14 protein-coding genes and 1 pseudogene are annotated in these 15,174 nt (G+C 39.6%); 14 read left to right on the forward strand and 1 reads right to left on the reverse strand.

Going from position 1 to position 15,174, the window contains the following annotated elements; genetic code table 11:
* Positions 1–121: 121 nt before the first annotated feature.
* From CYJ36_RS02380 to CYJ36_RS02445, 14 genes and pseudogenes are all read left to right on the forward strand, one after another.
* Positions 122–1,231: a CdaR family transcriptional regulator gene (locus CYJ36_RS02380; protein ID WP_101564417.1), complete on the forward strand. Its 1,110-nt coding sequence runs from the start codon at positions 122–124 to the stop codon at positions 1,229–1,231.
* Positions 1,232–1,355: 124 nt separating this feature from the next.
* Positions 1,356–2,624: a GntP family permease gene (locus CYJ36_RS02385; RefSeq protein ID WP_101564419.1), complete on the forward strand. Its 1,269-nt coding sequence runs from the start codon at positions 1,356–1,358 to the stop codon at positions 2,622–2,624.
* Between the two features lie 11 nt (positions 2,625–2,635).
* Positions 2,636–3,769, forward strand: a complete 1,134-nt coding sequence (locus tag CYJ36_RS02390) for a glycerate kinase (RefSeq protein ID WP_101564421.1) — start codon at positions 2,636–2,638, stop codon at positions 3,767–3,769.
* A 283-nt stretch (positions 3,770–4,052) separates the two neighbouring features.
* On the forward strand, positions 4,053–4,718 hold the full coding sequence (locus tag CYJ36_RS02395; RefSeq protein WP_101564423.1) for a response regulator transcription factor: 666 nt from the start codon (positions 4,053–4,055) through the stop codon (positions 4,716–4,718).
* Positions 4,715–6,073 (forward strand): HAMP domain-containing sensor histidine kinase, encoded by a 1,359-nt coding sequence (locus CYJ36_RS02400; protein WP_101564425.1) that lies wholly within the window; start codon positions 4,715–4,717, stop codon positions 6,071–6,073. The genes CYJ36_RS02395 and CYJ36_RS02400 overlap by 4 nt, the downstream gene beginning before the upstream one ends.
* Positions 6,074–6,209: 136 nt before the next feature.
* Entirely contained in the window at positions 6,210–7,142 is a 933-nt protein-coding gene (locus CYJ36_RS02405; RefSeq protein ID WP_257962369.1) for an ABC transporter ATP-binding protein, read from the forward strand.
* Positions 7,111–7,821, forward strand: coding sequence for an ABC transporter permease (locus CYJ36_RS02410; protein ID WP_101564430.1), 711 nt, complete (start codon positions 7,111–7,113; stop codon positions 7,819–7,821). The genes CYJ36_RS02405 and CYJ36_RS02410 overlap by 32 nt, the downstream gene beginning before the upstream one ends.
* The gene (locus CYJ36_RS02415) at positions 7,818–8,537 is read left to right on the forward strand and encodes an ABC transporter permease (RefSeq protein WP_101564432.1); all 720 of its coding nucleotides are present in this window, start codon (positions 7,818–7,820) and stop codon (positions 8,535–8,537) included. The genes CYJ36_RS02410 and CYJ36_RS02415 overlap by 4 nt, the downstream gene beginning before the upstream one ends.
* 79 nt (positions 8,538–8,616) lie before the next feature.
* Positions 8,617–8,955: pseudogene (locus CYJ36_RS02420) on the forward strand (NAD(P)H-dependent oxidoreductase); the annotation flags it as partial.
* A 263-nt stretch (positions 8,956–9,218) separates the two neighbouring features.
* Entirely contained in the window at positions 9,219–10,712 is a 1,494-nt protein-coding gene (locus CYJ36_RS02425) for a phospholipase D-like domain-containing protein (protein ID WP_101564436.1), read from the forward strand.
* A gap of 380 nt (positions 10,713–11,092) precedes the next feature.
* Entirely contained in the window at positions 11,093–11,530 is a 438-nt protein-coding gene (locus CYJ36_RS24615; RefSeq protein WP_308315255.1) for a CBO0543 family protein, read from the forward strand.
* A gap of 23 nt (positions 11,531–11,553) precedes the next feature.
* Positions 11,554–12,237 (forward strand): DUF421 domain-containing protein, encoded by a 684-nt coding sequence (locus tag CYJ36_RS02435; RefSeq protein ID WP_101564438.1) that lies wholly within the window; start codon positions 11,554–11,556, stop codon positions 12,235–12,237.
* Between the two features lie 299 nt (positions 12,238–12,536).
* Complete coding sequence (locus CYJ36_RS02440; RefSeq protein WP_101564440.1) at positions 12,537–13,436, forward strand: RCC1 domain-containing protein; 900 nt, start codon at positions 12,537–12,539, stop codon at positions 13,434–13,436.
* Between the two features lie 79 nt (positions 13,437–13,515).
* Positions 13,516–14,697 (forward strand): DHH family phosphoesterase, encoded by a 1,182-nt coding sequence (locus CYJ36_RS02445; protein ID WP_101564442.1) that lies wholly within the window; start codon positions 13,516–13,518, stop codon positions 14,695–14,697.
* On the opposite strand, the gene CYJ36_RS24720 is transcribed toward CYJ36_RS02445, so the two are convergent.
* Positions 14,668–14,976 carry a DUF2533 family protein gene (locus CYJ36_RS24720; protein WP_142382667.1) on the reverse strand — a complete coding sequence of 103 codons (309 nt, stop codon included), beginning with the start codon at positions 14,974–14,976 and terminating at the stop codon, positions 14,668–14,670. The two genes, CYJ36_RS02445 and CYJ36_RS24720, sit on opposite strands and share 30 nt — an antisense overlap.
* Positions 14,977–15,174: the final 198 nt, after the last annotated feature.

The following is a 15,174-nucleotide window of genomic DNA, read 5'->3' on the forward strand; positions in this document are numbered from 1 at the left end:
TCCTACTTACTAATACGATTGAATAGGCAGAAAGTTTCATTTATTTGGAAAAATCACTGTATTGCAGATTTAGCTTCAAATGATAAAATACAAGAAAATAAGCTCCAGCAGGTGAACGAAAATGAATGAAAAACTCGCAAAAGAAATAGTTTCCCGAACAATGACCATCATTCCTTATAACGTGAATGTCATGGATAAAGACGGTATTATCATTGGATCTGGTGATGAAGGCAGGCTCGGAGATGAACATCATGGAGCTTTAAAAGTCCTTCAATCAGGGGGAAATGTTGTTTTTACAGAGCAGGACAGTAAAAAATATAAAAGAACAAAGCAGGGTGTCAATTTACCGATTTTTTTTCATAAAGAATTGATTGGTGTCATTGGGATTACAGGGGATCCGGATGTTGTTGCGCCGTTTGGGGAGCTTGTCAAAATGGCGGCAGAGCTGACCATTGAGCAAGCCTATTTATTTGATCAGATGCGCTGGAACGAAACGCTGAAGCAAGAAACGCTTATTCAGCTTCTTAAAGGTGAAGCGATACTTACTCAAGAATTTTCAGAACGGGCACAACGATTGAATATCAATCTGAACATAGAGAGGCAAGCTGTTATTTTTTATGTGCCAGAGGATACAGATCTTAAGGAGAGACAGCGATTCACAAAAGAGCTGGAGCATCTATCAGGAATAAATGACCTGTTGGTAACGACCTCTGCAACAGAGATTGTTTTATTAAAAGAAAGCAGGTCTTTGGATCCTTCTGCATTTTCTTCAATGTTCAATCAGTTATTAAAAAAAATGAATCTCGGAATTTATGGAGCGCTTGGCTATCTCTTTGAAGGACTTTATGGAGCTTCTCTTTCTTATGAAAGCGCAAAAGAAACGCTTGCTGCTGCAAAAAAGCTTCAAAGTACAAAATGTTTTTTTTCTTACAATGAATGGGCGCTTCCGGTTTTGCTTATAGGTAAAAAAGATGAAAAAAAGCATGAGCACTTTAAAAAAATGATGATAACCCTCAAGCGTTCTGATCGCAGCGGAGAGCTGCTGCATACACTGCTTTCATTTATTAAACTGAATGGGGATATGAATAAAACAGCCGAAGAGCTATATATTCACAGAAACACATTAAGATACCGCCTTGATAAAATCGAGGAGATCACGCACTATGATCCGAGGAAAACACTTGATTTGATGACTTTGTATGCGGCGATTTTAATAGATGCGGATGATTAAATTGTGCAATTGCACAATTTTTTCTCTTTGCCTGAATTCCTTTTTTGTAAGGACAGACAATGATTCATTTACAGTAAGCGTTTACAATTGGATGAAGCTGAGCTTTACAAAGGGGGAAACAACAGTGGATATTCAGGTAAGCGCTTTCGGAGCTGTGATTGCACTAATCGTTGCCATCGTACTCATATTAAAGAAAGTTCCTCCAGCCTACGGAATGATGGCAGGAGCATTGGCAGGAGGCCTTTTAGGCGGAGTTAATCTAACTGAAACAATTGAATTGATGATAACAGGTGCAAAAGATATCACTCCAGCTGTACTGCGGATTTTAGCTGCAGGAGTTCTGGCAGGTGTGCTGATTGAATCAGGCTCTGCGTCAGTGATAGCAGATACGATCATAAAGAAAATTGGTGAGAAACGGTCGCTGCTCGCGCTCGTTATTGCAACCATGCTGTTAACGATGGTAGGAGTATTTATTGATGTTGCTGTTATAACGGTGGCACCAATTGCCCTTGCGATTGCACATCGGGCGAAGCTTTCCAAGCCTGCCATTTTGCTGGCCATGATTGGGGGCGGTAAGGCAGGGAATATCATGTCTCCGAATCCGAACACGATTGCTGCAGCAGATGCGTTCGATGTCCCGTTAACATCCGTTATGGCAGCTGGAATCATACCAGCAGTGTTTGGGGTAATTGTGACTTATTTTCTTGCAAGGAGGATGGTGTTAAAAGGGGAGCAGGTGAAAGCTGCTGAAATGACTTCTCAAGGTGCTGGACAGCTGCCTTCATTTGCAGCTGCAATCAGCGGACCGCTTTCAGCTATTCTATTACTTGCTTTACGACCGATCTTTGATATCGCGATTGATCCAATTATTGCATTGCCACTCGGCGGCATCGTCGGAGCGATTGCGACAAAAAATTTCTTGAAGTTAACAGATTTTGCAACCTCTGGCCTTTCAAAAATGTCCGGTGTTGCCATTATGCTGATAGGTACTGGTACGCTTGCGGGAATTATCGCGAATTCCGAATTAAAAGATGTTATTGTGACTGGGCTGAATGCGTCTGGATTGCCTGCATTTATTCTTGCTCCTGCATCAGGTATCTTAATGTCGATGGCTACTGCATCTACAACAGCAGGTACAGCAGTGGCAAGCAGTGTATTTGCGCCGGCAATATTGGAGATCGGTATTTCATCTCTAGCAGGTGCTGCAATGGTTCATGCAGGTGCAACCGTGCTTGATCATCTCCCTCATGGAAGCTTTTTTCACGCAACGGGCGGCAGTGTGTTTATGGGAATGAAAGAAAGAATGAAGCTGATTCCCTATGAATCTTTAGTTGGACTAACGCTTGCCGTTATATCTACTTTACTTTTTGGTGTATTTAAATTGTTTGGATAGGAGTGAGAGAATTGAAGGTTGTTATTGCCCCAGATTCATTTAAAGAAAGTATGACGGCGCTTGAAGTTTGTGAAGCAATTGAGAGAGGATTAAAGCGGGCAATGCCCGATGTTCACATTGTGAAGGTTCCGATGGCAGACGGAGGAGAAGGGACGGTCCAGGCTTTAGTGGATGCAACGAACGGAACATTCACATCTCTATCCGTAACTGGACCTTTGGGGCTTCCAGTTGAAGCACAATATGGCTGGCTTGGAGATGGAAAAACAGCTGTCATAGAAATGGCGACTGCATCAGGTTTGCACTTAGTCCCGCCTGAACGAAGAAATCCGCTGCTGACAACTACAAAGGGTACAGGCGAGCTGATCAAGGATGCTGTCCAAAAAGGCGCACAACATTTGATCATTGGCATTGGAGGAAGTGCAACAAATGATGGGGGAATGGGCATGGCCCAGGCACTCGGAGTGAAATTTCTGGATGAACAAGGTGCTGAACTTGCTAATGGCGGCGGTGCATTATCGAAACTTGCAAAAATTGATGCATCAGGCATGATTCCGCAGTTATCAGGAGTTTCAATGGATGTAGCATGCGATGTAGACAATCCTTTAACTGGTCCAAACGGAGCTTCAGCCATATTTGGTCCTCAAAAAGGAGCAACAGCTGATACGATAAACGTGTTAGATCAAAACCTCTCTCATTATGCTTCATTAATAAAAAAGGAACTTGGCATCTGTATTGAACAAATGGAAGGAGCTGGTGCAGCGGGAGGCCTTGGGGCAGGATTGCTAGCCTTTTTAAATGCCACGCTCAAGCGAGGTGTTGATATTGTGCTTGAAACCGTTCAGCTTGAAAAACATTTGGAAGGTGCAGATTTAGTCATAACAGGAGAAGGAAAAATAGATGGACAAACCATTCATGGCAAAACACCAATTGGGGTTTCTAAAGCAGCTAAGAAAAAGAAAATTCCAGTCATTGCGATTGCCGGGTCGATTGGCGACGGCTATGAAAAGGTGTATGAAGAGGGGATTGGTTCAGTGTTTTCAATTGTACCCGGGATTGTGCCTTTAGAAGAAGCTTTGTTTAGAGGTCCGAAATATGTAGAGGATTTGCTGTTTAATCTAGGGCAAGTGATGAAGAAGAGAAGCTAGTCGAAGCAACTGAATAGGATGGAAAAGAGTGTCCAAAACTCTACAATTGGACACTCTTTTTATTTTTTTCATACCTTGAATTATATATGCAGCAGGATGCAAGGATTGCACTGTTTGCACATCCCGCTCGAACCTTCGAGGCAATCAGCTCATGTTCATAGGGAAGACCCGCATTTTTTCATACTGAACTTATCAATGCTGATCTTCTATTCTAAATTTATTCTTTTCAGCAGCTTCCAACTTATGTAACATGTAAATTATAGGATATGGAGGTAGTATTTTCATGAATATATTATATATAGAAGATGATCTTGAAATTGGAAGCTGGGTTCAGAGGGAGCTGAGTGAAAAAGGATATACAGTCGATTGGCTGACTTCTGGCGTTTCTATTCCAAGTACAGGGCAATGGGACTTGCTGATTCTTGATGTGATGCTTCCTTGTCTTGATGGTTTTTCAGTTGGAAGGAGATTTAAGAAAGGGAGTCCCGATACTCCGATTATCATGCTGTCTGCAAGAACGTCAATCGATGATAAGCTTGCCGGTTTGGAGTTTGCTGATGATTATTTGACAAAACCGTTTCACCCTGAGGAATTAGCAAAACGGGTTGAAGTTCAGCTTAGAAGATATCAAAAAAATTCGCCAGGGAAAATAGTTATCAAGCACCTCGAAATTGATCAAGTGAATCGCTTCATTGGCAATCGTGAAACAGGTGAGGAAATCGTTTTAACAGGAAAGCAATTTCATATTTTCACATGTTTCATTCAGCATTTAAATCAAATTTTAACAAAAGAACAGCTGTTTGAGCATGTATGGGGAGAACCTTTTTTAGACGGGGATAAGACTCTTATGGTACATATTCGCTACCTGCGTGAAAAAATTGAGAAAAATCCATCTGAGCCAGAAATAATCGAGACTGTCAGAGGAGTAGGATACAGGGTGAGAGGATGAATTGGCGGAAATCGCTGCAGTTTAAGTACCTTGCAATTGTTTTGGCTGCCGTTCTTTTTATCCCAATCTCTTTTTCATTTGCATCACTGGCAGTCTTTATGCCAGCGGTGTTTTTGGAAAAGGAACAAAATCATCCATATGATGGCTTTAATGAACTCACAGATATGTGGCATCAAGAGGCAGAGCAGCTAAAAGGAGCATCAGATGAAGAAATTGCTGCAAGGCTTAAACAGCTAAATGAAAAATATACAGGTTCCCAGATGTTCTGGGTGGATGAAGTAGGAAAAAGCAGAGATGTTCTATCCTATCATGGAAAACTCCCCAAAGTATGGACTGCAGGCTATACAGTAACCTATATGAAAAAAAGCTTTGATGCGGATCCTTTTACGGTCGTTGCTTTTATTGGCGGCGATGAAAAAGAAGGGTTTATGGTTATTAAAGTAGACAGGTTAATGCTTGAGCCTCCTATTCAGAGACTTGGAGATCAATATAATTATATCTATTTTGTCGTGCTTGCTGTACTTATGCTCTCCTTTTTATTCCTCTCATGGTTCTTTTTCAGAGGTATACATAAAAGAATTTTGCGGCTCAAAAATGCGATGGAGGAAAAAGATGATTATGGGCTGCCGCTGCCGATTATTCTTTCAAAAATGGACGAAATTGGCGAGCTGGAAGTAAGTTTCAACGGAATGATCAGAGAACTAGAAGAAAGCAAAAAGCGGGAACTTCATGAAGAAAAAATCAGGAAGGATCTGATCGCAAATCTGTCTCATGACCTTCGAACACCGCTTACGACGATTCGTGCTCATCTCTTTAATGTAAAAAAGGAAATAGTCACTGCTGATGGTATGAATGCAATAGAGGCAATCGATGACAAAATTGATTTTTTAAGCTCTCTGATTGATAATCTGCTTTCTTATACCTTGCTTTCTTCAGGAAAATATCATTGTGATCCAAAAGAAATAAATCTCAGCAGATTCATCCGAAAAAAAGTGGCTGAATGGTATCCTGTTTTTGAAGAACATAGATTTGATATGAAGGTTGATATACAGCAAGACTCCATTCTATGGCTTGCTGATCCGGAATGGCTTGAGAGAATCATGGACAATTTGCTGCAGAATACGCTGCGCCATGCAAGTGACGGACAGTATATTTGTGTTTCTGTAGTTGAGACAGATGGAGTTCAGCAAATATTAATCCGCGATAAGGGCAAAGGCTTTCATCATGACAGCGGGAAAAAAGGTGCCGGGATCGGCTTAACCATTGTGGAAATGATGACTAAGAAAATGGACCTTACCCTAAAAATTGACTCCTGCGGGGACGGTACGGTGATATCGATTATGAAAGAGATTTAATCGCTTGTGAATCAAGCTTTTTTTTAATGCTGTTAGTTTCTCGTCTATTTAATCAAAATTTAAACAAAAGCCGTCCCTCATTTTAACTCTGACCGTCTATTCTTATCCTTAGAGGTGATGAATAATGAGGGAAACGATGATTTCAACATCAAATTTGACGAAAATAATAAAGAAAAAAACAATCGTAAACAACTTGAATATGCACATTGAGAAAGGTGAAATCTACGGATTTTTAGGTCCTAATGGAGCAGGAAAAACAACTACGATAAAGATGCTGCTTGGGTTAATGAAATCATCAAGCGGAACCATCGAACTTTTCGGGAAAAATGCAGCTGTTCACCAGCTGGAGTCATTAAGGAAAATTGGCTCTCTTGTTGAATCTCCGTCCTACTATGGACATTTAACAGCTCGGGAGAATTTAGAAGCAATCCGCAAGATTTTACAGGTGCCTAAAAACCGTATAGATGAAGTGTTATCAATCGTCAGACTGACTAATGACAGCAATCGTCCAGTTAGAGGATTTTCACTGGGGATGAAGCAAAGACTCGGAATCGCATCTGCCTTGCTTGGAAATCCCGAACTACTTATTTTAGATGAGCCGACGAATGGACTTGATCCATCCGGCATTCATGAGATGCGGGATTTAATTAAAAGCCTGCCAAATGAATATGGAATGACGGTATTACTTTCAAGTCATCTGCTCGGCGAAATCGATCAAATGGCAACGAAAGTAGGAATTATCCTGAATGGGACGATGATTTTTCAGGATTCGATCGGGATGTTAAAAAGCAAGGCGAAAGAACATGTGATGATCCGCACAGAGAATACTCAAAAAGCAAAATCACTGCTCCTCTCCAATGGGTTTGTCACTGACCAAAAAGATGAATTTATAATATTAAGTGATGTGACAGATGAAACTACAGCGAACGTGATTTCATTGCTCGTCAAGGCGGGGATTGATATTTATCGTGTGGAAGAGAAACGAAAATCGCTGGAAGAGATTTTCCTCGATTTAACGAGTGAAGGAGGAAATCTTAATGCTTTTCATTCTAAAATCAGATCTTCTTAAAGTAAAAAGGAAATGGTTTTGGCTCCTGGTTTTTCTTGGTCCTTTTGGCGTCATTGCTTTGCAAATGGTGAATTATGGCGTCAGATATGACTATTTAATGAAACAGCAGCCAGATGTGTGGGCAGGGCTTCTCGAAAATATTAATATGTTCGTTGCCCCTGCACTGCTGCTCGGAATGACGATTCTTGCTTCTCAAATTGCGGCGCTTGAACATCAGCAAAGCTCTTGGAAGCAGCTCCTTAGCTTGCCTGTAAAGAGAAGAGAAGTGTTTACATCAAAATGGATCATTGTTTGTATGATGATTTTCATTTCTTCAACGCTATTGTTTTTGGGAACCGTTCTATTTGGCATCAGTTTAAAATTTAGTGTGCACGACATTCCAATCTTCGCTGTCTTAAAGAATAGCTATTATCCTTTCTTTGCTGGAATCCCAGTATTATGTCTGCAAGTATGGATGTCGATCGTTTTTTCAAATCAGGCATTTCCTCTTTCTGTCGGTATTTTTGGAGCTGTTTTCTCGCTGGCAGCATATGCAGCACCGGATTGGGTTCCATGGAAATGGCCATTGCTGATAGGAGCGTATGATCCATTATGGTACGTTATCGCAGGATTGATAACAGGCTCTATTCTTTTTCTTGCCGGTATGACCGATTTTGTCAGAAGAGAGGTGCTCTCATGATTGGACATCTTATATCTGCAGAGCTGCTGAAGCTGCGGAAAACTAAGATTCTGAGCCTGCTTTTTATCAGTCCGCTTTTTGCTGGATTACTTGGGTTTAAGTTAAGTGATATTGAAGATATTCCTAATGAGTGGCTGACACCGCTCCTCATTATGGTTCCTGCACACGCGCTTATTTTAATGCCTTTAATGATAGGCATCCTGGCAAGCTTTATTTGCCGATATGAGCATCAGAACGGAGGATGGAAACAGCTGTTAAGCTTGCCTGTCAATAGAGTGCAAGTCTTTATGACAAAATGGCTGATCATCACCATGCTTCTTTTAATAAACCAATTGCTCTTTATGTTCAGCTGGGTTCTCGTTGGAATGTTAAATGGGTTTTCTGATCAATTTCCATTAGAAATCTTCGTGAAATTATTGACAGGCGGCTTTCTGGCAGCTTTGCCGCTGGCAGCCCTGCTGCTGTGGGTATCAATGGCCTGGGAAAGTTTCGCTGCACCTTTAGCACTCAATGTTATTTTCACACTTCCGAATATCATGATTATCAATTCCGAAACATTTGGACCATACTATCCCTGGGCACAGCCATTTTTAGCGATGATGGCGCAGGGAGATGGCTATTTCGTTTCAGAAATGTCATTTTTTATTGCAGTCGTCTGCGGATTTGTTTGTTTTTTTACAGGGGGATTTGTTTATATACGAAACAAGGCAGTATGAAAGGAGACCGCTTTTCGCAAAGGCGGTCTTTTTTTGCATGTAAAAAAGTTTGGAAGTTTTTGAGAAATAAATCAATTTAGTTGATAAATATTTGGATCAATTCCTTTCAATGGACAAAATAGTGTTTACATTTCCATTATGGAATAAAACAGTACCTGCACCTCTTTCAACTTACCTATCATATTTGACACAAGCTGGTAAAATGTTTAATTATACTGCAGAGGGCACAGTAGGTTATGCTGGTGATAAAGAAGTAATGCTATTGAATGCTAGAGGTGGAGATTATTCTTTAGAAGGAATGGCTTCACAAGAAATGGCTGTAAGCTTAGTGAAAAATATTATTAATATTTGGGGCGTCAAAAATCCAGAAGAAGTAATTATCGAAGGGCATAATATGGATCCTGATCGTGCACAATAAATCATTAGTACAGGATTAGAAAACGTTACAAAAGCTGCTTCCAAATTCTAATTAAGATAGTCAAATTAAAGGGGGTGTTCCATAAGTGGGTTTAACCGACTATGGAACAGCCTCTTTAAATACAAAAATATCAACATACCCATCAGTAATTTTGTGCTTTCACATGAGAGGATTAGCGGACTTTTTAAGATCATTCTTTATCCAAACGTATACTCCCTACACAGTTTGTACATGTTAAGAGAATAACAAGGGAGGGATTTCAGTTGGAGTGGATTTTTGGTCTATATCTATTTAATGCACTCTTTATGTTATTCATAGCAATTTGGGAAGTTCGTCGGCCTGCAAAGGCTTTGAATTGGATAATAATCGTCCTTATTTTACCTGTCATTGGTTTCTTGCTATATCTTAGCATATCAAATCCTAAGCTTATTCATCGGAAAAGATTGACCTCTTCTCAAAATGAGTCTGACAAATTACCTGATACATATAGTGATTCAGCATCGGTAATCGCAGATGCTTTACGACATTTCACTGTACATGGGCTTCGATTCGGCCAAGTCCAAGTACTTAACAATGGAATAGAAAAGTATGAACAACTCATCGAATCCTTACAAAAAGCCCAAAAAACCATTGATCTGGAATATTACATCTATCGAAATGACCAAATTGGTAATTGCATCACAGAGCTGCTGATCGAAAAAGCAGTAAACGGAGTGCGGGTTCGTTTTATTAGAGATGGTTGGGGAAGTAAAAAATTTCCGCGTCAAAAAATCCTTCAGATGGTAGAAGCAGGGATAGAATGCCGGACAATATTTCCTTTACACTTTCCCTGGATTTTGTCCAATTGGAATTATCGGGATCATTGTAAGATTGTCACGGTCGACGGAAAGAAAGCTTTTACTGGTGGCATGAACGTAGGATATGAATATACAGGATTGAAGCCTGACGTTGGCTTTTGGCGGGACACTCATTTGCAAATCATAGGAGAAGCATCAGTCGATTTACAGACTGTCTTTGACGTTCATTGGGATATTGCTGTGCCGGAACGAATAAAATCGAAAACAAATCTGAAAACAAAATCTAATGTAACGAAAATCAATCCAATCGGAAAAGTATACCTTTCCAGATGGTCAGCCGAATTTGGGCAAGAGTTGAGCAACTTAGATGATAAAGAGATGGACATATACCCAAAGACAGGGACATTGCAAAAAGCGTACATCCATACGTTGGAAGGAAACCCTGGAATTCCTACTCCAGTTATTCGTCAAGCTTACTTTATATGTATAACACAGGCGACCAAGACTATTGATATAACAACACCCTACTTTATACCGGAAACAGATATTATCATGGCATTAAAGACAGCTGTGGCCCGTGGTGTGCACGTAAGATTGCTGGTTCCTTGCCACATTGATCAAAAAATCGTGGGCTTTGCAAGCCGTACCTTTTACGGGGAACTTATAGAAGCTGGAGTCCAAATCTACCAGTACGACAAAGGAATGTTACATGCGAAGGTGATAATCATAGATGAGGAGATTGCAGAAGTAGGCTCAGCAAACTATGATATGAGAAGTTTTCGCCTGAATTATGAGGTGTGTCAAGTCTTGTACAGTGCTGATGTGGCGAGGGAACTCACAGAGCAGTTCGAACGCGATCTTACTGATTCTGTACCATTAAGAATTGAAGACTTGCTGCAACGATCCCTGACCGAGCGCATTGTTGAACAGGGTGCTCGCCTGCTTTCTCCATTATTATAAGTTGATGTATCCTGTTTTTATTGTTCTATCTTAAATCTAGATTTAAAAAATTTCATTGGCTTTAATATATTTCTGATTTATTTGAAAAAAAGTCGAAAACCCGTGTTAGAAGAATTTCTATCGTGGGGTTTTTTTATTTACGATGGTAATTCATTACTAAAAAACGGTAATCCTAAAAAGACAGCTTAAAGTGTTTGAATTCAAAAATATCAGTTACTTTTTAAATTTAAATATAAGGGATGATAACAATAGATAATATATTTGAAAATTTTAAGGAAATACGTTTATTAGAGGATAAACTGTACCTTTTAGAATTAAATAATTAGCTAAAGAATGAATTTTTAACTTGGGAATGGTGGATATTAGTTGGTTTTTTAGTTGTGCTTTGGATTATATGGTCTACACTCGTTAAACGAGACATTATTTTAGAAATTTTGTTGTTTGGTACCATAATTATCATAACAACAACCTTATTAAATGTAGTTGGCTTACACTATAGGTTTTGGGATTATCCAATTGCATTCCTACCTATTATTCCCAGGGCTTTTCCCTTTGATTTTTCAATGATACCTGTAGCTTACATGTTGTTATATCAATATTTTAGTACATGGAAATTTTTTATAATCGCACAAATCACTATGGCACTCACATACGCCTTTATTGGTGAACCTTTTTTCGAGTGGGTCGAACTTGTTTATTATTTTGAGTGGAGATACAGTTATTCATTCATATATTACATAATCGTTGAAATTGGAACTCGAGCTTTAATACTAAAACTAGCCTCTTTATCTAAACTTCAAGATCTTACAACTAAGTAAAATTTAAATTGGAGGAAAAAACTTTGGAAGAAGTTAATATTGGTTTACTGACCATCAAAGTCATAGTAGGTTTTGTCACCTTATTTTTTATTATTATCATAACAGGCAGAACATCCATCTCTGAGTTAACCCCGTTTCACTTAGTTTTTGTATTAGTACTTGGAGATTTTTTAGGAAATACCATTTATGAAGATAAGGTAAGGACTTTTCACTTTTTATATGCCATCGGATTGTGGACGCTTCTCATGTTGGGGATAGAGTTTATGACTCTAAAAAATAAATCGACACGTTCTCTCTTATTAGGCGATCCCAACATCATCATTCGGAATGGTGTCATGGATCAAAAGTTACTTAAAAAGAACAAATTGGATGTAAATCAAGTTTTGAGTATACTTCGACAAAATAATGTTTTTTCAGTTCGCGAAGTCAAATACGGTATATTGGAAACTAATGGGCAAATAAGTATATTATTAAAATCGAAGTATCAAAAACCAGACAAGCAAGATTTCAATCTTCCAGAAAGTCCAGTATACCTCCCAACATCGTTAATTCTAGATGGGGAAATTTTATGGGATAATGTACATGAACTCGGATTTGATCAACAGTGGTTAGATAACCAATTAACTACTAACGGATATGATAATGTAAAGCGAATATTCTACGCAGATTGGCGAGAGAGTGAAGGCATACATATAAGTCCAAAATAAAATTTGTTAGGATAGGAGCATATCAATTTTCTTGGTGAATATAATGTGGATTTAAAAATAAGATTCACCGTTTATAAAAAAGATGAACCAGAGAATCCGTTTTAAGAATTTATCTGATAAGGTGTTTGTTACTCTTTGGTCTTCCACAATTGGGCCAGATAATGGAATAAACTAAATGACAGTTAGATAGGGTTCCTTTATCACACAACCATACAGTTGCTTACATTTGACGAGCAACCGTAAAGTTACATATACTTGTCAGATAACTGCAGGGTTGCTTATATTCAAGGAGGTAAAACATGGATTACATTACACCGAAACAAGCGGTGTTAAAGGTGAAACGGTGGCCTAAAGATACCATAGCGGCGGGTCGTCGTCATACCGTTGGGCTTAAATCGGACGGTACGGTGACGGCTGTGGGTGATAATAAATATGGCCAATGTGATGTAGGCGGCTGGCGCGATATAGTGGCGGTCGCGGCTGGTAATGTTCATATGGCGACGAACACGGGTAATGCTCATTCAATCGGTCTTAAATCTGACAGTACTGTGGCGGCTGTGGGTTGGAATAAGCATGACCAATGCGATGTAAACGACTGGCGCGATATTGTAGCGGTTGCGGCTGGTTGGCGTCGTACCATTGGGCTTAAATCGGATGGCACGGTGGTAGCAGTGGGCCGAAATAATGAAGGTGAATGCAATGTAAGCGGCTGGCATGATATAGTGGCGGTCGCGGCGGGTGACTGGCATACCATCGGTCTTAAATTGGACGGCATGGTGACGGCTGTGGGTAATAATCGGCATCGCCAATGCAATGTAAGCGGCTGGCATGATATAGTGGCGGTCGCGGCGGGTTATCTTCATACAATCGGTCTTAAATCGGACGGTACGGTGACGGCTGTGGGTGATAATAAATATGGCCAATGTGATGTAAGCGGCTGGCGAGGTATTGTGGCGATAGCGGTGGGTAGTAATCATACCATCAGCCTTAAATCGGACGGTACTGTGGCGGCTGTGGGGTGGAATGAGTTTGGCCAATGTAATGTAAGTGATTGGCGCGATATTGTGGCGATTGCGGCAGGTTGTGCCCATACCGTCGGTCTTAAATCGGACGGCACGGTGGTTGCTGTGGGTGATAATGAATATGGCCAATGCGATGTAAGCGGCTGGCGCGGCATCCAACCATTAAAGCTGACTTGAAGGGAGGACCTTGAGTCAGCTTTTTTTATTTACATGTTAATCAATAGTTAAACCTATACTATCTTTTGAGGTGAAGAATATGTATAAACTGTTATCTCATAATGATCTCGATGGAGTTGGCTGCGGTATTTTAGCAAAACTTTCTTTTGGCGAGCAGGTCAAAGTACGCTACAATTCTATTTCAGGTCTTAATCGTGAAGTGGAATGGTTCTTAGAAAATGAGGGTAAGGATACTTTCTTATTTATTACAGATTTGTCCGTAAGTGAAGAAAATGAAAAAAGACTGGAAGAATTTTTTCAAGCAGGGGGAAAGGTTAAGTTGATTGATCACCATAAAACGGCTCTCCGTTATAATGATTATAAGTGGGGGCATGTTGTGGTGGAGGGTGAGGAAGGGAAGTTAACTTCAGCTACTTCCTTATTATATGAATACCTCATATCTCATCAACTAATGGAGCCATCAGACGCAACAGCGGAATTTGTTGAACTCGTAAGACAATACGATACGTGGGAGTGGGAGAAAAATGAAAACCACCATGCACAGCGACTGAATGCATTATTTTTTCTTCTCTCAATAGATCAATTTGAAGAAAAAATGATTTCCCGGCTGCAAACGAGTGATCATTTCTACTTTGATGAATTTGAAACAAAAATCCTTGATATGGAAGAAAATAAAATTGACAGATATATTCGCAGGAAAAGAAGGGAGCTCGTTCAAACAGAGGTTGGGGGACTTTTTGCGGGTGTGGTTTATGCGGAATCGTATCACTCAGAACTCGGGAATGAACTCGGTAAAGAAAACCCGCACCTAGATTATATAGCCATATTAAATATTGGCGGCAAACGAATGGGTTTTCGAACAATCCACGATCATATTGATGTGTCTGATGTTGCTGCACAATTCGGTGGCGGGGGACATGCAAAAGCATCCGGCTGCACCTTAACAGAAGATGCCTACAAGCAATTCGTAATTGATACCTATCATCTTGAACCGTTACCAGAAGATGCGAAAAGAAATCGATATAATGTAAAAGAATCCACTTTTGGTACCATGTATAAAAACATAAGTGACGAGATCTATCTTATATATCCTTTAGAAAATGGGGAATGGGGGATTGAAAAAAATAAAACAATAACGGAACAGACCCACCCAAGTTTTGAAGAAGCAGAAAAGTTCTTAAAAAGAAAATATTCAGCATGGCTTGTAAATGATGATAATTTCGTCAGAAACTTAATGGAAGAAGTAAAAATGGCTAAATAATTTTAAAAAAAGCGAACAGAGACAGTGTTCGCTTTTTTGAGATGCACACCATTTTATTAATTTATTTACGTATTCCTGAATCATTTCAACGGTAACATTTTGTTTGAGTGGAATATTACGTAAATTGAGTCTGTTTATCTTATTTGTCACTTCAATGATTTTATCTGTTGTAAAAGGTTTTCCATATTTACCATAACTCAGTCGCCTCGTCAATACATTTCTCACGCTGCTAGTATTCAACAATCGGGCGCGTTTGTGGAATAAATATAAAAGGATCATACATATTAGCAGAACTAATATGTATGATCCTTTTTTCTATTCACGCAAAATAAGTATTAAAAAAGTGCAAAATAAATGCAAAAGTTACAATGCTACTACCGGATGATATTTCTTGTATCATTCTATGAGAAAGTCTATTTTGGAAGGAAGAAACAATTCTGCCTCTGCCGGAAATGAGAAAGGGGAGAAGGTTTGTTT

The sequence above is a fragment of the Bacillus sp. UMB0893 genome (assembly GCF_002858905.1).
Classification (GTDB): Bacteria; Bacillota; Bacilli; order Bacillales; family Bacillaceae; genus Bacillus_P.